We start from the raw sequence: 19,632 nt of genomic DNA on the forward strand, positions 1-19,632 counted from the left end.
TGTATTAATTAGTTGTTTGTGTAATAACCTTAAGTATATTTTTAATACGGTGCGCCTTGTATGTTAAATCGCCGCGCTCGTTGCTGATAATGGTTACATGGCCCATTTTGCGGCCGGGCTTGGTAACAGTTTTGCCATACAGGTGCACAAACACATTGTCCATTTTCATTACCTCATCCAGTCCCTCGTAATAGGCCGGTCCGCTATGCCCTTCAGCGCCTACCAGGTTTACCATGGATGCAGGTAACACCGGTTTGGTATTGCCCAGCGGGTAATCGAGCAGTATGCGCCACAGCATATCAAACTGGCTGCTGTAGTTGCCTTCAATGGTGTGGTGACCGCTGTTGTGTACGCGCGGCGCGGTTTCATTTACCAGCACTTCGTCGTTTATGTCTACAAACAATTCAATGGCAAACAGGCCTGGACTTTTCAGTGATTTCACCACTTTCAGTGCAATGGCTTCTGCTTTCCATAAAACGCGTTGTACCAGGTCTGCCGGGCTAATCTGGTAATCCAGCAGGTTCAGCACAGGGTCAACCACCATTTCTGCAGGCGGGTAAATCGCTGTTTCACCTTTGGCATTCATGGCTACGATAATGGCGATTTCCTTTTTAATCTTCACCATTTTTTCCAGTACGGCAGGTGCATCAAAAGCTTTTGACAGGTCGCCTTTTTCTTTCAGTACCTGTACACCTTTACCATCGTAACCGCCTTCGCCTATTTTGTGTACCGCAGGTAAAAAGTCAGTGTGTTTGTTTATTTCATCAGCCTTCTGTGTAATCACAAAAGCAGGGGAAGGAATTTCATTGTCGTGGTAAAACTGCTTCTGAACAATTTTATTCTTGATAATTTTGATGGCCGAAGCGCTGGGATAAACGCGTACGCCTTCTGCTTCCAGTTTTTCGAGTGCTTCCACGTTCACTGCTTCAATTTCAATGGTGAGTGCGTCGAGCTGTTTGCCGAAATTATACACGGTGTCGAAATCGCGGATATCGCCTTTCACAAAGTGATGACAGAGATGCGCGGCGGGACAGTTTTCATCATTTTCCAATACAAAAGTTTCTGCTACGTAGTTTGTACCGGCCTGTAACAGCATGCGCCCAAGCTGTCCGCCACCAAGAATGCCTATTTTCATAAATGCTGAATATGCGGCGAAGATAAGTATTTCAGTGTGAGAGCGGTTGCGGCAGGGCAACAGGCTTGGCCGGTTGCAGGCAAATACCTTATATTTGTTACAACGAATGCTACCAGATTACCCGCATAAACTTTTTGCCGACAGGCGTGGCGATTACTCGCTGCTGATGGAAACATTGGCCATGGATTCGTTGGCATAATTCTCCCGCACTTCCCGGTAACCCTACCGGTTACCGATTTACCGTTTACAACATAACCAACCTGCCCTGCTGCGAAAAACAGCCTGTGGCAATGTGTTTGGCTATTCCACCTCTTTAAAACTCCTATTATGGAAACAATGATTGCGGCCCAGGGCAACAAAGCAAAACAGCAGGATTTTTTGCCTTTGCAGGGTACAGACTATGTAGAATTTTATGTGGGCAACGCCCGCCAGGCAGCCCATTATTATAAAACCGCATTCGGGTTTCAGAGCCTGGCTTATGCGGGCCCCGAAACCGGTGTAAAAGACCGCGCGAGTTATGCGGTTACGCAAAACAAGCTCACGTTTGTATTTACCACACCATTGCGCAGCGATAACCCCATAGCCGATCATATTTACAAACACGGCGACGGCGTAAAAGTCCTGGCCCTGCGTGTGGACGATGCCACCGATGCCTGGAAACAAACCACAGCGCGTGGCGGCAAAAGCTACCTGGAGCCGGTTCATTTAAAAGATGCGCATGGTGAAGTGGTCATGTCAGGCATTCATACCTATGGCGATACCGTACACCTGTTTATTGAACGCAAAAACTACAAAGGTGCCTTTTTGCCCGGCTTTGAGAAATGGGAAACACCCTATTACCAGCCTGCTTCAACCGGCCTGCTGTATGTTGACCATTGCGTAGGCAATGTGGGCTGGAACCAGATGAACCCCTGGGTAAAATTTTATGAAGAAGTGATGGGTTTCCGCAATATCCTGAGCTTTGACGACAACGATATTTCTACCGAATATTCCGCGCTCATGAGTAAGGTAATGAGCAATGGCAATGGCTTTGTGAAGTTCCCCATCAATGAACCCGCAGAAGGCAAAAAGAAATCGCAGGTAGAAGAGTACCTGGATTTTTACAATGGAGAAGGCGTACAGCATGTGGCGCTGGCAACCAATAATATTATTGAAACAGTAACCGACCTCCGCAGCAGGGGGGTAGAGTTTTTGCGCGTGCCCGCTTCGTATTATGAAGAGGTGCTCGACAGGGTGGGTGAAATTGATGAAGACCTGGCCCCTTTAAGTGAACTCGGTATTTTGATTGACCGGGATGATGAAGGTTACCTGTTGCAGATTTTTACAAAGCCCGTTGAAGACCGCCCCACAGTTTTTTTTGAAATTATCCAGCGCAAGGGCGCACAGAGTTTTGGCAAGGGTAATTTCAAGGCATTATTCGAAGCCATTGAACGTGAGCAGGAATTAAGAGGCAATCTCTAAATTGATTAACCTGCTAATTGTTTTTGCAAGGCTCCCGGTAACGGGAGCTTTGCTTTTTAACGGATAAATTACACGCTTATATCGTATTATGCTATAATTTCGGTTGTATGAAGCGTATAATGTTCATGGGGATGCTGGTGTTACTGGCAATGCAGGCTATTAGTCAACAATCATTTTTCGACGCACAACGTTTTAACCCGCGTGTTGCACTGTCTATCAGGGCCAAAGAAGATACCCTGAAAAAACAGTTTGCAGCAGCAGGATTGGAATGGCCTGCGAAGCAGATATATGTACGCTCATTTAAATACGACAGCCAGCTGGAAGTGTGGGTACGCAACAACACCAGCGAAGAATTCAAGCTGTTTAAAACATACAGGGTTTGCGCCATGGCCGGCGCACTTGGCCCCAAACGCCTGGCAGGTGATTACCAGGTGCCCGAAGGTTTTTACTACATTAACCAGTTTAATGCGAAAAGCAATTACCATTTGTCGCTGGGCTTAAACTACCCCAATGCTTCCGACAAAATACTGAGCGATTCATTACAGCCCGGCGGTGATATTTATATCCACGGCAGCTGTGTAACGGTAGGTTGTATTCCTATCCAGGATGCGCCTATTGAAGAATTGTATATACTGGCTTCCTATGCCAAAGGAGCCGGTGAAGACTTTATTCCCGTACATATTTTCCCGATCCGCTTCAATAATCCCAAGAGTGTACAATACCTTGAAAAGGTAGCCAAAGACGACCAGGAATTACAGCGCTTTGCTGTTCGCCTCAAAGAAGTGTACGATTATTTTGAGAAGGAAAAAAGAATCCCCGCCATCTCCATCAACAAGAAAGGGGAGTATGTAGTGATGAACTAGGATGGTCATTATTGACTATTCAATGTCGTTTAGTTAAGTCACTGTTACACCGCTGCTTTTTCTTTGTAAGGTGCCTTAGGAAAAAATTGAACATTGAAACAATTGAACTATTTGAACCCCTCCGATCCAACTTTACACTTCAAACGTTAAACCTGCGTACAACACTATTGAGCTAAACTAAACGACATTGATTCACTATTCACCAGTGCTTCCTTTAACTCCGGTGCACTACATAATGATGAATCGCTTCCTGGGAGGCGATGCGTGCTGTGCCGGGCTCGGTAACGATGGGTATGTTTTCGATGGTTTCGTTTAAACGCACGGCTTGTGTGTTGTCACTTAACTGTATCGATATAATATCGCTGATCTGCTTTTTAACGGCTGCATCGTATACCGGGAAACATACTTCAATGCGGTGATAAATGTTGCGGTTCATCCAGTCGGCACTGCCCATGTACATATCGGTATCGCCATTGTTGTGGAAAATGAAAATGCGGCCATGTTCCAGGTAGCGGTCTACAATGCGGGTAACATGAATGTTTTCGCTCATACCCGGTACACCAGGCACCAGGCAGCAGATACTTCTCACAATCATGCGTACGGGAACGCCAGCGGTTGAGGCTTCGTACAACTTTGCTATCAGTACCTTTTCTTCGAGGTTATTGAGTTTAATGGTAATGCCCGATGGCTTGCCTGCTTTGGCATTGGCAATCTCGCGGTCAACCAGGTTCAGGAAGGTTTGCTGCAGGTTAAACTGTGCCACCAGCAAATGCCTGAACTGCAGTTGCGGGTAATCGCCGGCATGCTTGCGGTAGGTAAGAAATATAAACAGCAGTTCCATTTCCCTTGCAAGGTCTTTATTGGCGGTAAACAGGATATGGTCAGTATAAAACCGCGCGGTGCCTTCATTAAAGTTACCGGTAGCCAGTAAACAATAGTTCACGCTGCGGCCATCAATTTCCTTCTTCACCAGCGCTATTTTGGCATGCACTTTCAGGCCGGGTATGCTGTAGATAATCCGTATGCCTGCTGCCTTCATCTTCTTACCCCATTTCAGGTTGTTGGCCTCATCAAAACGGGCTTTCAGCTCAACAAATACCGTTACCTTTTTGCCATTGGCTGCTGCGCTGATGAGGGCATTTACAATACGCGAATCGCGCGCAACGCGATAGAGGGTAACATAAATATCGGTAACCGCAGGATCGGTGGCTGCCTCATTAAAAAAGCGCAGCACCGGGTTGTACGATTGATAGGGCACATGCAATATGCGGTCGCCCTGTTGTATGCTGTTGAAAATGGAGGTGTCGTTGCTGAAATCGAGCCTTGCCTGCGGCCAGCGCTGGTAGCTGATGGCGCCGCTGTTGCTTACGGGCAAATCGTTCAGGTCTTTCAGGTTGTGGTGTGCACCGCCTGCTATCACACTGGCTTTTTCGAGGTGCAGCACATGCGTAATGGTTTGCAGTGCACGAAGCGGCAGGCCGGGTTCGTATAAAAAACGGGTGGCAAAACCCTGGTCACGCCTGGTTAGCTGGCGTTCTATTTTGGCAGCGAGATCACCATGGTACTCATCTTCCAGGTTCAGCTCTGCATCGCGGGTTATTTTGCAGTTCCAGGCGCCTTTTATTTCGCAGTGCTGAAAAAGATGCGGGAGGTGGAATTTGATGATGTCTTCGAGGAAAACGATATAACGCTTTCCATCTTTATCAACTGTTGCAAAGCGCGGCAATGTATCGGAAGGCACATTTATGATAACCAGTTTCTCTTTCTTTTCCTGCTGCACCAGCACCATCAGGTACAGCTGGTTGTTGGCGGGGAAGAAGTGCGTACCCGATGCCTTGAGCCATACGGGCTGCAAAAAACACAGTACCTGCGAGAAAAAATAATCGCTCAGTGCTTCACGGATAGGCTCCGGGAAATCGGAACGGTATATTAAAATATTACCGGTATGTTCCAGTGCAGGTATCAGCACTTCACGCAGGGTAGTGCCGTATAAATGTTGTTGTGCGTCTATGCGGGTAAATATTTCAGCGAGCGCTTCATTGGCCTGCCGGTGTTCCTGCTTCAGGCGGGTGAGCGCCATTTGCACGGGTATGCGCACGCGGTAAAACTCATCGAGATTGGAAGAATAAATCGACAGGAATTTGATGCGCTCGAGCAGGGGCACGTTTTCACGCGTTGCTTCCAGCAGCACCCGTTCGTTAAAGGAAAGCCAGCTGAGATCCCTGTGATAAAAATATTGATCAGTCATGCGTATTGCTTTGTACTGTTGGTTTGCGTGATAAATATTATTTGGTTACCACCTGTGCGTACACGGTTGTAGCAATAGCAAAAGCCAGTACTGATGCAATAAGACCAAACATGAAAATATTATAGGCGATGCGCAGCAGCTTGTATTTTTTTCCGAGTACAACACCCTGTGCGTATACATCGCGGGTGAGGTTATCGTACAAAAAGTCTTTGTCATTCATTACAGCCTGCAAGCCTTTGGTGTATTCTTCCAGCTGCATTTTGTAGAAGTTGCCGAAGAACAGCAGGTTCACCTGGCGTTTGTCAATATCTTCCTGGGTAAAGGTACCTGCCGGTATTTTAGGCCTGGTTGACAGGATAGAGAGCACCATGGTGCTTACGCAAACTGTGAGCAGTAACATGGCCGGGATGGTTAAATGCGGATAATCTTCCAGCTTGCGCAGCAGCATGCTGAGCAGTACAGAAAGAATAATCGAATTCACCGTGATAAGGATGTGTGCCTTGTTATCGGCCATATCGCTCAGGCGCTGGTGGTTGTTGGAGGAGATGCGGAACATGGTTTCTATACCACGTTCGGGCTTGTTGTCTTTCGGTTGTTTTTTGTTGCCTGTTGCCTGCTTTTTGTCCTTGTCTTTACCATTGCCGTTGCCGTTGTGCTTGCCCGTTTTTTCTGCCGTTACTTTGTCGTTTTCTTCCGCATCATCTGCCTCGTGTTCTGCTTCTTTCTTCATCAGTTTCTCGAGTGTTTCCTGCTGTGCATGTCCCAGCAGCAGCTGGCAGTAATCGGTAAAATAGGTATGTGCCTGTAAAAAGGCGATATTCTTTTTGCGCCATTCATCCTTGGTGAGTTCCACTTCCCGGATGGCTTCAATTTCTTTGCGCAGCAGTTTGTTTTTGGCCGGAAAATCACCGGTGCCCAGGTGAAACAGGTCAGCATCGCATACAATCTCTTCCAGCAGTCCGTTGGGCTGTTGCGGCATATGGGTGGCGAGTATGCATTTCTTTACCTGGTCAACCACGGCCGGGTCAACTTCTTTCTGGGTAAGAAAGGCTTCTGCTATGCCTGCGCCCCTGGTTTCATGCGTGGCAATATCGTTGCCGTTATTGCTGAAATAACCCAGGTCGTGAAAATAGGCTGCTGCCACTACGGTAAAAAAATCCTTGTCATCCAGCTGGTAGTGGTTGGCAATTTGTATTGCCGCATTCACAACATAATTGGTGTGATCCTGGTTATGGTATAACACTTTTGGGTTGTGATGATCGAAGTAAAAATCTGACACATATTTTTCTACTTCCTGCAGCAACTTTTGATAATTCATGTTCCGGGGCTGTTATTGGTTATGTTATAAAATTCGTGTTTTTTATTAATTTACATCTATAATGACGATAAAAAGAGTTGTACCTTTTATGCTATTGCTGGTAGCGCTGCTGGCTGCTACTGCCTGTTACCGCACTTCGTTCAGCAGTCCGCATGGTTATAACCTGGTTCGGCCAGACCGAACGGAGTTAAATTCCTCTTCCCTGGCAGAAATTTCGGGTATCGCGTTTCATGGCAGGTCGTTCGATACCTTCTATGCCATCAACGATGAGCACGGAAAATTGTTCTACTTTACCCGGTCGAATCCCAAGCCCGTTTCTGCCAAATTCGGCCGTTCGGGTGATTACGAGGATGTAACGATTACAAAAGAAAAGGTGGTGGTGCTGAAAAGTGACGGAGAGTTGTTTGTTTTCCCGTTCAGCCTGGCGCACCAGACCGAAGTAGACAGCGCCGTAACCAAGGTGGCGCAGCTGCCCAAATCGGAGTACGAAGGCTTGTATGCAGACAGCACCGGCCGTTTGTATGTGTTGTGCAAACACTGCGAGGCAGACAATCCGAACAAGGCTATTACCGTGTACACGCTGGTACCCGACAGTGCTGCCACATACCGGTTGGATAAAACGATTTCCATTGATGTGAATATGATTAAAAAGCTGAGTGATGAAAAGCGCATGCGTTTTAATCCCAGCTGCCTGGCACAGCATCCCATTACCAAAGAATGGTACATCATTTCATCGGTGAACAAGCTGCTGGTAATTACCGATCCTGATTTTAACGTGAAGGAAGCCTATGCCCTGAAGCCCAACCTGTTCAGGCAACCCGAAGGACTGGCCTTTGACGCCAGGGGAAACATGTATATTACCAATGAAGGAAAGGAAGATGAAGTAGCCGATTTGATGATGTTCCCCTACAAACCGTAAAGCAGGCGCCGGTGTCCCTGCCTGTGGCTGTGTCGCCACATTCACCTTCTTCACCAATAATGAGCGGCTGTGAGTACACAGCCGCGGGCGACCTGGGTGAAATGCGCTTCGATCACTATTCACCGCTTAATCCAGCAGCACCGTTACCCTTATTGCTTTAAGGCCCGATACGCCCTGCAGGTCTTCAAGATCGTGGTATTCGATGGTTTTATCGAGTATGTTTTGCTCCTGCAGGTACTGGATGTATTTAATGTATTCGGTAGTATCGTTGTTGTTGTAATACACCAGTGCAATGGTGCCGGGTTGGGTAAGCCGTTCACCGGTTTTTTTGATGTGCACCTTGTCTATACGTTTTTTCACCACTTCATAGCGGATATTGTAAGCGCCTTCCACATCAAAGCGGCGTTCATCATTCCTGAAACTGATATCGATAGGGGTAGTATGTGCCAGTATCAGTTGCGTGGTGAACAATTGTTTTTCCATGCGTGGCAGCAGCTGGTGCGATAGCCTGGCAATTTCGGCCATGGACGTGATTTGCCACAGCCGCAGGTTATGCAGGTACAGCTGATCGAACTGTTTGCCGGGTGAAATAGACTGGCCGATGTAGATGTCGTATTCAATACCGTCTGTTCTGAATTTTTCGAAATAATTGGGATAGGCCTGTTGCAGCGTGTCCTTTTGTTTTTCGAGGTAGTCGCTTACGGTTACGTTGATGAGCTGTATGGCATCTTCCAGTTTGCGGCGTTGCGTAAAAGCCTTGCCTGTAGCGGGGTTGATGGCTTCATCATACGCATTGATCACCGGTTCGGCGCTGGCATAATTGGCTTTAAAGTATTCCAGGAAGGGTTTTACTTCATTATCGAAAAAGCTGGTAAGGCGTATTTCTTCATCGGTAGTAAGATAATCGGAAATCCTGTTTTTCCATTTGTTGCACTTGTACAGCATTTCATCAATCAGCGCCAGGGGCACCAGCTTGCGCAGCTGCTGCAGGGTTTCAGCGAGTATAGAGAAATGGGTAAACAAATCCTGCTGCAGCGAAAGGTTACGCTCTACAGAGGAGTTGCGTATGTCTACCGCGCCATACAATGGATATACATCTTTGAAGAAGATATTGGCAATATCCTTTTTCACCTGCCCCTGTTCGCTGCGTACCATGTATTCCCACGCCACTTCGTTGAAACGCCATTCTACAGCGGGTTGCAGCGAAGTGAATTTTTCCTTGATGATGTTCTCAATGCCGTAGTTAAATTCATCGATACGGTGTTTAAGGATCTGTGCAATCAGTGGTATCACGTTTTCAAGCCTGGGCAGCAGCCTGTCGTGCAGGAATCTTTTCTGCTCTGTAGCCAGCTCCAGCAGCCCAACCAGTATATCGTTGTAATGAATGGGTATAATGAGGTAGCTGTTGTATCCTGCATCTTTCAGCGGCTGCAGAAAAGGATAACGCGCCAGTGCTTCGGTATTGATACTGGGCACCAGCAATGGCTTGGGGTGGTCCACGTACTTCTTCAGCAGCATGCTGTAGCTGCTTTCTACCGCCCTGCACGGGGTAACCGTTTTTACCAGCAAGCTGGTGTTGTTACGCTTGCTGTCGAGCACGAAATTGTCGTTTACCTTTAACAGCGGCAGGATACCGGTTTCTACGGCATTGTTCTGCAGCAGCGTTTTAATGGTAAGACTAACTGTTCTTACGTGTTCTTCGTGTGAAATATGCGCCACGCTAAGCAGGCTGTTGCGCAGCAGTTCAACGGCATGTGAGGCAGTAACATCAGTGATGTGTACAATGGAAAAGCCACTGAGCGAAAACATCGACAGGGGGATGATCTCCTGCAGCAGCGACAGGTTATAGCCATTGTCTGAGTAATTGGTGAACAGCTCAAAATCAATCTCGGGCAAAGCCGTATCGCATTGTACATCTACAAACTGGGTATCCAGGTCCAGTTTAAAGTAACGCATCAGCCCGCTGTCTTTATCGCACATGGAATAGAGCATCTCGTTTTCTGTGGCCATCTGGTAGTTGTACAGCCGTTCCAGTATAAAACGGTAAATGTACTCCACGCGCCTTGCAGCGCGGGCCTCGTGCGAAATGCGGTCTATCGATTGCTTGAAATGGCAATCCTCGTCAAAAGCGATATTGTACAAGGCATCCGAGCAGTAGAAGAGCTGGGGTGCGATGGGTACACTAAGACCAAACAACGATTTGTTGTCGTCTTTTACGAGTGGTGAAACAGTGTCCTGTATCAACTCGAGCAGTGTGGAATATTGGCTGAGAACAGACAGGTCAATCTCTTCCTGCATCAGTTCAGGATGGCGTTCAAACCTGCGCAGGATAAAACGGTAAAGCGTTCCCTTGATACCTTTTTCCGACGCAATTCTTTCCTGCAGAAAACGGATATATTTCGTAAACGACACAACTGTTTTAATCGTGTTGTTTTGTTCGATCACCACATCATCTATATGTAACATCCCTGCTTTCATAGCATGTTTATTTATACAAAACCTGTACGGTTTGTTTTGTTTGCTGTACCAGCACCTGTTCTTTGCCTGCCGTCATAGCGGTAAGAATAGCTGCATTGTAATGCCTGATGGTTAACAGCGACAATTCTTTTTCGAGCTGCACATCAAACACTGCGCTGGCTGCTGCGGCCAGCTGTTCTATTTTATCGGCCCGGTTATCCAAACATACCTGCAGGCTGATAGCGCCTGTTTGTATGAGGCTGGGCTGTATATTCAGCTCGCTGAACAAGGTATACAACCTGCTTACCGCAGCTTCCCCGATAAAGGAAAAATCCTGGCTGCGCAGGTGCAGCAATACCTGGTTGTTTTTTACCACTACAATGGGCGGCAGGTTTTTTACTGCCTTGCTGCTGATTACAGTACCCGGCAGTGCGCTGTTTAAAAAACATTTTACGTGCAGGGGAATGCCTTTGTTTTGCAGGGGTTTGATGGTCTTGGGGTGAATAACCTGTGCACCGTAATAGGCCATTTCAATTACCTCGTTAAAACTAAGCGCTGCCAGAAACTGTGCATCGGGAAAAGCTTTGGGGTCGGCGCTCATGACGCCTTCCACATCTTTCCAGATGGTTAAGCTTTCCGCATCGAGTATATTGGCAAATATGGCGGCTGTGTAATCACTGCCTTCCCTGCCCAGGGTGGTGCTTTCGTTTTCATCGGTGGCGCCAATAAAACCCTGTGTTACATACAGGGCGCCAGGCTGCGCTTCAATGGCATCAAGGGTTTTGGCGGTTGTATAACCCCAATTGATGTTGGCGCTGCGGAAATGGCTATCGGTGCGGATAATATCCCGCACATCCAACCATTCGTTGGCCAAACCGGTCTCAGCCAGGTAGTGGCTTACGATAGCTGTGCTTAACAATTCACCGATACAAACCACCTGGTCGTAATAATAATCAAACCCGCGCACCGGCTTATCGTGCAGCAACCATTCCACTTCCGTGAAAAAGTCAGACAGCTGGGCCAGGCATGCGTTAAACTGTGTTACCAGCAGGTATTTGGCTGTGGTGAGGTGCTGTTGTTTAATTACGTTGAACAACTGCAATGCCTCGTCTTTTTTTCCTGCATAAAATGCTTCAGCTACTTTTTCGAGCGCATTGGTGGTTTTACCCATGGCCGAAACAATAATCACCAGCGGTTGCTGGTGGTGTTCTTTTACAATCCGGGCCATCTGCTGTATCCGCTCCACACTGTTCACACTTGCCCCGCCAAACTTGAATACTTTCATCTTTATTCCAACTGTTTTAACGCAATTCCTGATTAATACCGGCTATTTCGCCAGACTTTGAATAACATCATATTTTGTAACAATGTGAAAGTCGCCTTTCTCATCTTTTGCCAGCACCGCACCATTGTCTTTCGTAATTAAGCTGCTGAGCCTTTCAACAGGTGTGTCAAACGATACAACCGGGAAACAGGGCTCCATTACGGTATTTACCGTAGCAGTTTTGATTTCCGGGTTGCTGAATACTTTCTGAAACAAGCCGCCTTCGCTTACCGCGCCAATCAGCTGCTCCTGCTGCGATACGGGTATGTGTTCAATATCGTATTTCTTCATCAGTTCCACGGCATCTGCCACGGTGCTGTCTGGTGTAATGGTTACCAGTCCTTTGTGGTTGCGGCCGCTTACAATATCCCGGAAGGTTTTTACATCCAGGAAACCGCGCTCCATCATCCACTGGTCGTTGTATATTTTGGCTACATAACGGCTGCCGTGGTCATGAAAAATACATACCACCACATCGTCTTTTTTCAGTTTGCTTTTCAGCTGCATTAAGCCCTGCAAGCAGCTGCCTGCGCTGTACCCGCAAAACAGGCCTTCTTCCCTGGCTATGCGGCGGGCCATTAAGGCGCCGTCTTTATCGGTTACCTGTTCAAAGTAATCGATCACCTTCATGTCGTAGTTCTCGGGAACAAAATCTTCCCCGAAGCCTTCAGATACATAAGGATGAACCTCGTTCATATCGGTTTCGCCTGTTCTGAAGAACTTGGTGAGCAATGAGCCGTACACATCAATGGCCCATACCTGTATGCCGGGGTTCTTTTCTTTCAGGTACATGGCGGTACCGGTAACAGTGCCGCCTGTGCCTGCGGTACAAACCAAATGTGTGATTTTGCCCTCGGTTTGCTCCCATATTTCCGGACCGGTGGTTTCATAGTGTGCCAACCGGTTGGCCAGGTTATCGTACTGGTTAAAATGGTACGCATTGGGTATTTCCCGGGCCAGGCGACGGGCTACGGAATAGTAGCTTTTGGGATCATCGGGTTCTACGTTGGTAGGACAAACGATGACCTCTGCGCCTACGGCTTTCAGGATGTCGATTTTTTCTTTCGACTGCTTGTCGGTGGTGGTAAAAATACATTTGTAGCCTTTTACCACTGCGGCCAGGGCCAGGCCCATACCGGTGTTGCCGCTGGTGCATTCAATAATGGTTCCGCCGGGTTTTATTTTACCTTCCTGCTCGGCAACTTCAAGCATTTTAACGGCCATCCTGTCTTTAATGGAATTGCCGGGGTTAAAATAATCCACTTTAGCCAGCACTGTGCACGGTAGGTCGCGTGTTATTTTGTTTAACTTAATCAATGGCGTGTTGCCAATCGTTTCGAGTATGTTGTTTAACCACATATTTTTTGCTGGTTTCTGCAAAGATAAGACAAGCCGGGGGCTTCGGGTGAAGATCAAAGTGAGGAACTTGTTGTAGAATTCAGTGATTGATGATTGGTGAGTGAACGCCGAAGCCGGTAAATAGTCAATAGTGAATAAAACGGCGTTGGGCCAATCGGATTCGCTAAGATAGTCACGACTGTCGATGTCTCGATTCTCGATGGCTTTCCCAATCACAACTGCCGGTTCACGACTGCCGGTTTCACCTTTAGTTTCCAGTAAAGCATGTTGTTTTCGCTGTGCGAATAGGCGAAACGGCATTTTTCGAGCACGCGGATGGAGGGAATATTGGCATAATGGGTTTCGGCGGTGAGCTGGTGTACTTCGCGCACATTGTGCAGCCAGGTGGCTACGCCGCGGATGGCTTCGCAGATATAGCCCTGTTGCTGGAAGGGCGGAAAGGTATCGTACCCGATTTCGAGCGATTGCCGGGCAGGGGCACCCTTGAAACCGAACTCTGCAACAATTTGCTGCAGTGCCCGGTCAATGGCTATCCATACGGTGTAATAAAGGTATAATTCACTTTTTACGTGCTGCAGCGAGGGCAGGTAAAACTGCCTGATAAGGCCCTTGATGTCCTCGTTCAGCACCCGGTCGCTGATTTGCAGGCCCTGTGTTTGTTCAAACAGGTTTTGCTCGGCCAGGTACAGCTCCAGCTGCGGCCTGGTAAGCGGGTGTATATCCAGTCTTGGTGTTTGAATCAACATGCAGGGGCGGTTTGAAGCTGTGCATGTTACAACAAGAAACGTACCTGCCTTACTGTTTGCTGATGTTTTCCAGCGCTTTTGTTACCATGACATCTTTCGGGTTCATTACCTCGAAATAACCTTCTGTACGCCATATCTGGCGGGCGAAAAAAGCCTGCAGCCTGGGGTAGAACCCGGTTTTTACTTTCTCCGGCAAACCGCCCAGCTGGATGCTGTCTTTCTGCGCATAGGTAACCAGGGCACTCCATTCCTTATCGCCCACTTTGTACTGCTGTGCAAACGCTTCGGGTGTGCTGAATTGTTTGAAGAAGCTTTTATTCTGTATGTAGTAATTGTATACAAAGCTGCTGAGTGTGCCTTTGAAGTACAGCTGGTTTAATGCATCGGGTTGCGCGGTGGTATCGAAGGGCACAAAAACATCGGGTGTAATGCCGCCGCCGCCGTATACCATATGTCCGCCCGGTGTTTTAAAGGCCGGGCCAACAGGCTTGGAAGTGTCACCTACTACCAGCTCGCCATTGTGGAAGCGGTTAATCAGTTCTTCTTCGTATTTCTCCTTGCCTTTGTTGTAAGGCTTCTGGATATTGCGGCCAATGGGGGTGTAGTAACGGGCAATGGTAAGGCGCAGTGCCGAACCATCGGTTAACTGGAATTGCTGCTGCACCAGGCCCTTGCCAAAAGTGCGGCGGCCAATGATGGTGGCGCGGTCCCAATCCTGCAGGGCACCGGATAAGATTTCGCTGGCAGAAGCAGAGGTTTCATCCACCAGTACTACCAGTTTGCCTGTTTCAAACAGGCCGTCGCGTTTGCAGCGGTATTCAAAACGGGGCACTTTGGCACCCTGGGTGTATACAATCAGTTTGTTGTCGTCGAGAAATTCATCCGCAATATCGGCTGCTTCGCTTAATAAGCCGCCGCCGTTGCCGCGCAGGTCAAGCACGAGTTGTTTCAGCCCTTTTTTCTGCAGTCCTTCCATGGCGAACATAAATTCTTCGTAGGTGGTTTCTGCAAATTTATTGATGCGGATAAAGCCGGTGGTAGCGTTCATCATGTAAGCTACATCTACCGAAGGAACAGGGATGGTGCCGCGGGTAATGTTTACGTTAACGGGACTGCCATCGCGTAGAATGCCTACTTTCACAATGCTGCCGGCAGGGCCGCGCAGGTATTTGCGGATGTCATCGGCTTTCAGTTTTTTACCGGCCAGCACGGTGGTATCGTTTACTTTGATGATTTTGTCACCTACCTGTAAGCCTGCTTTGTAAGAGGGGCCATTTTCAACTACATTGAGCACATTCACGGTATCGCTGAACAGCTGGAATTCTACACCAATGCCCTGGAAATTGCCTGCCAGTTCTTCATTTACTTCGTCTACTTCTTTGGCGGGGATAAAAACAGAATGCGGATCGAGGTGTGCGAGCAGATCGTCGATCACGGTGTTCTTCAAACTATCTGAGGGAATATTGTCAACGTATTTGCCGGAAATCAGGTCCAGCACTTCCTGGAGAGAGCTTCTGTGTGTGTTCTGGAAGAAGACTACACCTGCTGTTGTTTCTTTCAACCTGAAACCGATGTACATTCCAATTGTTAATACAATCGCAAATAATAAGGGTAACCAGACCTGCCATTTTTTTCTTGCCATATGTCGCGCTTCTTTGAATACTTTATGCTACGGAAACACGAATATCCAATAAAAGTTTCAGCCTGCAAGGGCGCGGCACAAGTTTAGTGCCGGGAGGCAGCTGCGGGGGCAGATTGGGAGGTGTACGCGAAGAAAGTCGAAAAAGAAGTTTTTCAAGGACAGTTATCGGGAAGCTCATGAGCAGGGGTTCTGAGGCTCAGGCAGTACTGGCGGAAGAAAGTCGCATATTTCAGGAGCAGCCTCGCATGGCGCCGGTTATTAAATTATAGAAGTATTGTGCGGAAAAATGCGGTTTTTACTGGCGACTGTTGGCAGTAATTGAATGGTTTTACTTATTTTTATCGCGATTCGGGAATTTTATGCCGCATATTCCCGCAATATCAGGTTCAGCGTTTACCCGGGCAGTGTAATAATGGTTAAACATCGCGTTGTGCGAATGTGTTTAATTGTGTTTATTCGCTTCAATTTGTGAAACTTATGGCAGTTAAACTCATAGCCGACAGTGGCTCAACCAAATGTGAATGGTGCCTGCTTTCGGGCGGGAAGAAAAAGCTTATTTCCACGCAGGGCATCAGTCCGTACTTTTTAAGTGCCGACCAGATTGTTGCGCTGCTGCAGAAGGAATTACTACCCAAACTGAAAGCTGAAATAGACGAGGTATATTATTATGGTACCGGTTTGGGCAGTGCAGAAAATGTAGCCATCCTCAAAAAGGTGCTGCGCAAACTATTCCCGGGCGCTAAAGTAGAAGCCACGCACGACCTGATGGGCGCTGCACGTGCCTTATGCGGCGATGACAAAGGCATTGCCTGCATTTTGGGTACCGGTTCCAATTCCTGTTTTTACAACGGTAAAAAAATCGTGAAAAACAGTCCGGGCCTGGGTTATGTGCTGGGCGACGAGGGCAGCGGCACTTATCTTGGCAAAAAAGTGATACAGTATTACCTGTACAACACGTTTGATGAAGACCTGAAAGCGCGTTTTGACGCCCGTTTTACAACCACGCCGGCCGAGATACTGGAAAATGTGTACAAGAAGCCATTGCCCAACCGTTATCTCGCGGCCTTTACCATTTTCCTGGCAGAGAACAGGGGGCATTATATGGTGGAAAACATTATTGAAGACGGATTGAATGATTTCTTCTTTAACCACCTGTACAAATACCGCGAAAGTTGGAGCCTGCCCATTCATTTTACAGGCAGTGTAGCCTATGGTTTCAGGGATGTGCTGAAAGAGCTGTGCCAGACGTATGAACTGGAACTGGGTAAAGTACTGCAGAAACCGATGGATGGCCTGGTGAGCTACCACAAATAAGGCAGGGAGCCTTTGCTGTAAGCGGATGGAAAGAGTATTGCTTCGGAACGTGCACGTAACAACGAACTGAGAAAACAGTAAACGCATATCCAAAACTAAATTTTTACAGAACCAATGTCGCAGCAATTGATCAGAGTTACAGAGCAGACTTCGAACTATCACCACTTGGAAAAAATGAGCATTTCCGAAGTGCTGGTGAATATCAACAAGGAAGATTCAACCGTTCCTGTGGCAGTGGCAAAGGCTATTCCCCAGATTGAAAAACTGGTAGGTGCCATCAGCGATAAAATGCTGGCAGGCGGCCGTTTGTTTTACATTGGTGCAGGCACCAGCGGCAGACTGGGTGTGGTAGATGCCAGTGAATGCCCGCCTTCCTACGGTGTACCGCAGGGGCTGGTGGTAGGCATTATTGCCGGTGGCGAAACGGCCATCAGGCAGGCAGTGGAGTTTGCCGAAGATAACTATGAACAAGGCTGGGCAGATTTACAACAATACGATATTACCGACCAGGATGTAGTGATAGGCATTGCCGCCAGCGGCACCACGCCGTACGTAATCGGCGCCCTCGAAAAAAGCCGCGCCAATGGTATTGTTACCGGTTGTGTGGTGTGTAATCCCGGTAGTCCCATTGCTGCTGTTGCCGATTTCCCGGTAGAAGTAGTGGTAGGCCCCGAGTTTATCACCGGCAGCACCCGCATGAAAAGCGGCACTGCGCAGAAGCTGGTACTCAACATGATCTCTACCACGGTGATGATACAACTCGGCCGCATAGAAGACAATAAAATGGTGAATATGCAGCTGAGCAACGAGAAACTGATTGAACGCGGGGTGAAAATGGTGCAGGAACAGCTGCCGCAGCTAGACTATGAGAAAGCGAAATCCCTGCTGTTGCAGTACCGCAGCATCAAGAAGGCCGTGGATTCGCAGCGGTAGGAGGGAGGGACGTCGAGAATCGAGATTCGACAGTCGAGATGATTGCAACGAATCCTATTCGTGAGTTGTAAATCGTCAGTCGTGAATGGCATTTAGCGAATCCCTTGCAGTAAACTAAATAAACTAAAATCCCCGGTACCGGGGATTTTTAGTTTTATCAACGCGAAGCCGGTATTCCACTGGTGCTTCCTTGGGCTTTTGTATTTTATTCACTAATTGCCTATTGACTATTCACCTGTTTTCAGCCGTTTTCTTTCACTACCTTCGCAGCTTCATTATGTTTCAGTCAAAGAAAAATATCATTGCCGGGCGTAACCCGGTAACAGAAGCGCTTAAGTCGGGTCAAACGATCGATAAGGTATTGTTGTTCAAGAACGCCTCGGGCGATGCCATTATCGAGATCAAGCAACTGGCCCGTGAGCAGAACGTGCCGGTGCAGTATGTGCCGCAGGAAAAACTCAACAGTTTAACCAATGTGCAGCACCAGGGTGTGGTGGCCTTTAAATCGTCTGTGGTTTACCAGGATCTGCAGCAGGTAATTGACTGGGTAAACAGCCAGGGTGAAGTACCGTTGTTTGTGATGCTCGATGGTGTAACCGATGTACGCAATATCGGCGCCATAGCGCGTAGTGCAGTGTGTTGCGGTGCACAGGCATTGGTAATACCCGATAAAGGCGTGGGCGCGCTGAATGAGGAAGCGATGAAAAGCAGTGCCGGTGCATTGGAGAAAATACTCATTTGCCGTGTAAACAGCTTGCTGAAAGCGCTGGATACCCTGCATTTGAATGGCATTAAGGTATTTACCAGCGAAATGAAAGCTACCAAACGCCTGCACCAGCTTAACTGGAGCGAGCCTGCCTGCGTGGTAATGGGCAACGAAGAAAAAGGTGTGCAGCCGTATATGACCAAGGCGGCTGATGAACATTTTACCATTCCTATGAAAGGCGGTTTTGATTCGTTCAACGTATCGGTTGCCACCGGTATTATTTTATATGAAGCCATGCGCCAGCGTACTGCTGAGTAGAAGGTAAATTAACCGATTATTAAGCTGTTTGAACAACAGTTGATAGAAGCTTGGCAGAAAATACAATTGGTTAAAAGATAGGGAGGTATATAAAAACGAAACCCGGAAGTTTGACTTATGTCAGGGACAACCGGGAATTAGATATCACAAATATACGCTCCCATTTGTTAAAAGGCAAATTAATTTAAAGTGAGGTATAGCGATTTTGAAAATGTAATGTCTTCACCAAGAATGAACAGGTATCGTAATGCCTGCGCCGGCCAAAGTAAAAAGTCAATGACATTATATCGTCAAAATTTACGACTTTCCCAGGAAATGTTTACAGTGATCAGTTGTTTTGAGATCGCGCTGAGAAATGCAGTTGACAGACATTATACCATTAACTTAGGTTTCGATTGGTTGAGAGATTCGGTTACTAGTGGAGGCAAATTTAATAATGCCAGATTTAGGATTACAATAGGAATTATTAAGGGGGCTTTGCAGGAATTACATGCTTATTATACCCATCCCAAACTGGTGGCTAAAATGGATTTTGGTTTTTGGCGATATTTATTTGCGCCTAATCAGTACAGGGCTTTAGGGCAAACGTTGTTGCAAATATTTCCTGCTAAACCCATCAGTACATCTGCTGTTCAATATAATGCAGCTTATGTATTTAGTGAGCTGAAAAAAATAAACAATATTAGAAACCGTATCGCACACCATGAACCAATTTGTTTCCAACCAGCGAATCCTATAATTGATACAACCTATGCAAGACAACATTATAATTTAATATTACAGCTTTTTCAGTGGATGAATATAAACGAAGCTGCATTACTATATGGCCTTGATCATATAAATGCTATATGCAATGATATTGATAACCTTTAGGGAGTACTAAAAACGG

Annotated in this window: 15 protein-coding genes; 7 read left to right on the forward strand and 8 right to left on the reverse strand. The window is 47.3% G+C overall.

Annotation, left to right across the window (positions count from 1 at the left end; all coding sequences use genetic code 11):
- Positions 1-4: 4 nt before the first annotated feature.
- Positions 5-1,135, reverse strand: a complete 1,131-nt coding sequence (locus DXN05_RS09165; protein ID WP_116847156.1) for a 5-(carboxyamino)imidazole ribonucleotide synthase — start codon at positions 1,133-1,135, stop codon at positions 5-7.
- A gap of 327 nt (positions 1,136-1,462) precedes the next feature.
- Here DXN05_RS09165 and hppD point away from each other — a divergent pair, with 327 nt between their 5' ends.
- Positions 1,463-2,596: a 4-hydroxyphenylpyruvate dioxygenase gene (hppD, locus tag DXN05_RS09170; protein WP_116846913.1), complete on the forward strand. Its 1,134-nt coding sequence runs from the start codon at positions 1,463-1,465 to the stop codon at positions 2,594-2,596.
- 107 nt (positions 2,597-2,703) lie between these two features.
- On the forward strand, positions 2,704-3,459 hold the full coding sequence (locus tag DXN05_RS09175) for a L,D-transpeptidase family protein (protein WP_245975166.1): 756 nt from the start codon (positions 2,704-2,706) through the stop codon (positions 3,457-3,459).
- Positions 3,460-3,673: 214 nt separating this feature from the next.
- On the opposite strand, the gene ppk1 is transcribed toward DXN05_RS09175, so the two are convergent.
- Together ppk1 and DXN05_RS09185 are read right to left on the reverse strand one after the other, a co-directional pair.
- Positions 3,674-5,707, reverse strand: a complete 2,034-nt coding sequence (gene ppk1, locus DXN05_RS09180) for a polyphosphate kinase 1 (protein WP_116846914.1) — start codon at positions 5,705-5,707, stop codon at positions 3,674-3,676.
- Between the two features lie 37 nt (positions 5,708-5,744).
- Positions 5,745-7,025: a Pycsar system effector family protein gene (locus tag DXN05_RS09185; RefSeq protein WP_116846915.1), complete on the reverse strand. Its 1,281-nt coding sequence runs from the start codon at positions 7,023-7,025 to the stop codon at positions 5,745-5,747.
- A 61-nt stretch (positions 7,026-7,086) separates the two neighbouring features.
- On the opposite strand from DXN05_RS09185, the gene DXN05_RS09190 reads away from it, so the two are divergent.
- Positions 7,087-7,944, forward strand: a complete 858-nt coding sequence (locus DXN05_RS09190; protein ID WP_116846916.1) for an SdiA-regulated domain-containing protein — start codon at positions 7,087-7,089, stop codon at positions 7,942-7,944.
- Positions 7,945-8,070: 126 nt separating this feature from the next.
- Here the strand turns inward: DXN05_RS09190 and DXN05_RS09195 are convergent, their stop codons facing one another.
- The 5 genes from DXN05_RS09195 to DXN05_RS09215 all read right to left on the reverse strand — a co-directional run bounded on the left by DXN05_RS09195 (position 8,071) and on the right by DXN05_RS09215 (position 15,409).
- Entirely contained in the window at positions 8,071-10,422 is a 2,352-nt protein-coding gene (locus DXN05_RS09195) for a GAF domain-containing protein (RefSeq protein WP_116846917.1), read from the reverse strand.
- Positions 10,423-10,429: 7 nt separating this feature from the next.
- Complete coding sequence (locus DXN05_RS09200) at positions 10,430-11,686, reverse strand: aspartate kinase (protein WP_116846918.1); 1,257 nt, start codon at positions 11,684-11,686, stop codon at positions 10,430-10,432.
- Between the two features lie 42 nt (positions 11,687-11,728).
- On the reverse strand, positions 11,729-13,084 hold the full coding sequence (locus DXN05_RS09205; RefSeq protein ID WP_116846919.1) for a pyridoxal-phosphate dependent enzyme: 1,356 nt from the start codon (positions 13,082-13,084) through the stop codon (positions 11,729-11,731).
- A 212-nt stretch (positions 13,085-13,296) separates the two neighbouring features.
- Positions 13,297-13,830: a GNAT family N-acetyltransferase gene (locus tag DXN05_RS09210; protein WP_116846920.1), complete on the reverse strand. Its 534-nt coding sequence runs from the start codon at positions 13,828-13,830 to the stop codon at positions 13,297-13,299.
- A gap of 49 nt (positions 13,831-13,879) precedes the next feature.
- Positions 13,880-15,409: a S41 family peptidase gene (locus tag DXN05_RS09215; RefSeq protein WP_245975167.1), complete on the reverse strand. Its 1,530-nt coding sequence runs from the start codon at positions 15,407-15,409 to the stop codon at positions 13,880-13,882.
- A 540-nt stretch (positions 15,410-15,949) separates the two neighbouring features.
- Between DXN05_RS09215 and DXN05_RS09220 the strand changes: the two genes are divergently transcribed.
- The 4 genes from DXN05_RS09220 to DXN05_RS09235 all read left to right on the forward strand — a co-directional run bounded on the left by DXN05_RS09220 (position 15,950) and on the right by DXN05_RS09235 (position 19,616).
- Positions 15,950-16,786 carry a BadF/BadG/BcrA/BcrD ATPase family protein gene (locus DXN05_RS09220; protein WP_116846922.1) on the forward strand — a complete coding sequence of 279 codons (837 nt, stop codon included), beginning with the start codon at positions 15,950-15,952 and terminating at the stop codon, positions 16,784-16,786.
- Positions 16,787-16,900: 114 nt separating this feature from the next.
- Positions 16,901-17,719, forward strand: a complete 819-nt coding sequence (murQ, locus tag DXN05_RS09225) for an N-acetylmuramic acid 6-phosphate etherase (protein ID WP_116846923.1) — start codon at positions 16,901-16,903, stop codon at positions 17,717-17,719.
- 277 nt (positions 17,720-17,996) lie between these two features.
- On the forward strand, positions 17,997-18,743 hold the full coding sequence (rlmB, locus tag DXN05_RS09230; protein WP_116846924.1) for a 23S rRNA (guanosine(2251)-2'-O)-methyltransferase RlmB: 747 nt from the start codon (positions 17,997-17,999) through the stop codon (positions 18,741-18,743).
- A gap of 216 nt (positions 18,744-18,959) precedes the next feature.
- Positions 18,960-19,616 carry an Abi family protein gene (locus DXN05_RS09235; RefSeq protein ID WP_394337516.1) on the forward strand — a complete coding sequence of 219 codons (657 nt, stop codon included), beginning with the start codon at positions 18,960-18,962 and terminating at the stop codon, positions 19,614-19,616.
- Positions 19,617-19,632: the final 16 nt, after the last annotated feature.

The sequence above is a fragment of the Deminuibacter soli genome (genome assembly GCF_003412455.1).
In the GTDB taxonomy this organism is placed as follows: Bacteria; Bacteroidota; Bacteroidia; order Chitinophagales; family Chitinophagaceae; genus Deminuibacter; species Deminuibacter soli.

What these genes read in the sequence shown, in the direction of transcription:
- DXN05_RS09165 (WP_116847156.1), bottom strand. Translation starts at nt 1,135, where the DNA reads ATGAAAATAGGCATTCTTGGTGGCGGACAGCTTGGGCGCATGCTGTTA.
- hppD (WP_116846913.1), top strand. Translation starts at nt 1,463, where the DNA reads ATGGAAACAATGATTGCGGCCCAGGGCAACAAAGCAAAACAGCAGGAT.
- DXN05_RS09175 (WP_245975166.1), top strand. Translation starts at nt 2,704, where the DNA reads ATGAAGCGTATAATGTTCATGGGGATGCTGGTGTTACTGGCAATGCAG.
- ppk1 (WP_116846914.1), bottom strand. Translation starts at nt 5,707, where the DNA reads ATGACTGATCAATATTTTTATCACAGGGATCTCAGCTGGCTTTCCTTT.
- DXN05_RS09185 (WP_116846915.1), bottom strand. Translation starts at nt 7,025, where the DNA reads ATGAATTATCAAAAGTTGCTGCAGGAAGTAGAAAAATATGTGTCAGAT.
- DXN05_RS09190 (WP_116846916.1), top strand. Translation starts at nt 7,087, where the DNA reads ATGACGATAAAAAGAGTTGTACCTTTTATGCTATTGCTGGTAGCGCTG.
- DXN05_RS09195 (WP_116846917.1), bottom strand. Translation starts at nt 10,422, where the DNA reads ATGAAAGCAGGGATGTTACATATAGATGATGTGGTGATCGAACAAAAC.
- DXN05_RS09200 (WP_116846918.1), bottom strand. Translation starts at nt 11,686, where the DNA reads ATGAAAGTATTCAAGTTTGGCGGGGCAAGTGTGAACAGTGTGGAGCGG.
- DXN05_RS09205 (WP_116846919.1), bottom strand. Translation starts at nt 13,084, where the DNA reads ATGTGGTTAAACAACATACTCGAAACGATTGGCAACACGCCATTGATT.
- DXN05_RS09210 (WP_116846920.1), bottom strand. Translation starts at nt 13,830, where the DNA reads ATGTTGATTCAAACACCAAGACTGGATATACACCCGCTTACCAGGCCG.
- DXN05_RS09215 (WP_245975167.1), bottom strand. Translation starts at nt 15,409, where the DNA reads ATGTACATCGGTTTCAGGTTGAAAGAAACAACAGCAGGTGTAGTCTTC.
- DXN05_RS09220 (WP_116846922.1), top strand. Translation starts at nt 15,950, where the DNA reads ATGGCAGTTAAACTCATAGCCGACAGTGGCTCAACCAAATGTGAATGG.
- murQ (WP_116846923.1), top strand. Translation starts at nt 16,901, where the DNA reads ATGTCGCAGCAATTGATCAGAGTTACAGAGCAGACTTCGAACTATCAC.
- rlmB (WP_116846924.1), top strand. Translation starts at nt 17,997, where the DNA reads ATGTTTCAGTCAAAGAAAAATATCATTGCCGGGCGTAACCCGGTAACA.
- DXN05_RS09235 (WP_394337516.1), top strand. Translation starts at nt 18,960, where the DNA reads ATGTCTTCACCAAGAATGAACAGGTATCGTAATGCCTGCGCCGGCCAA.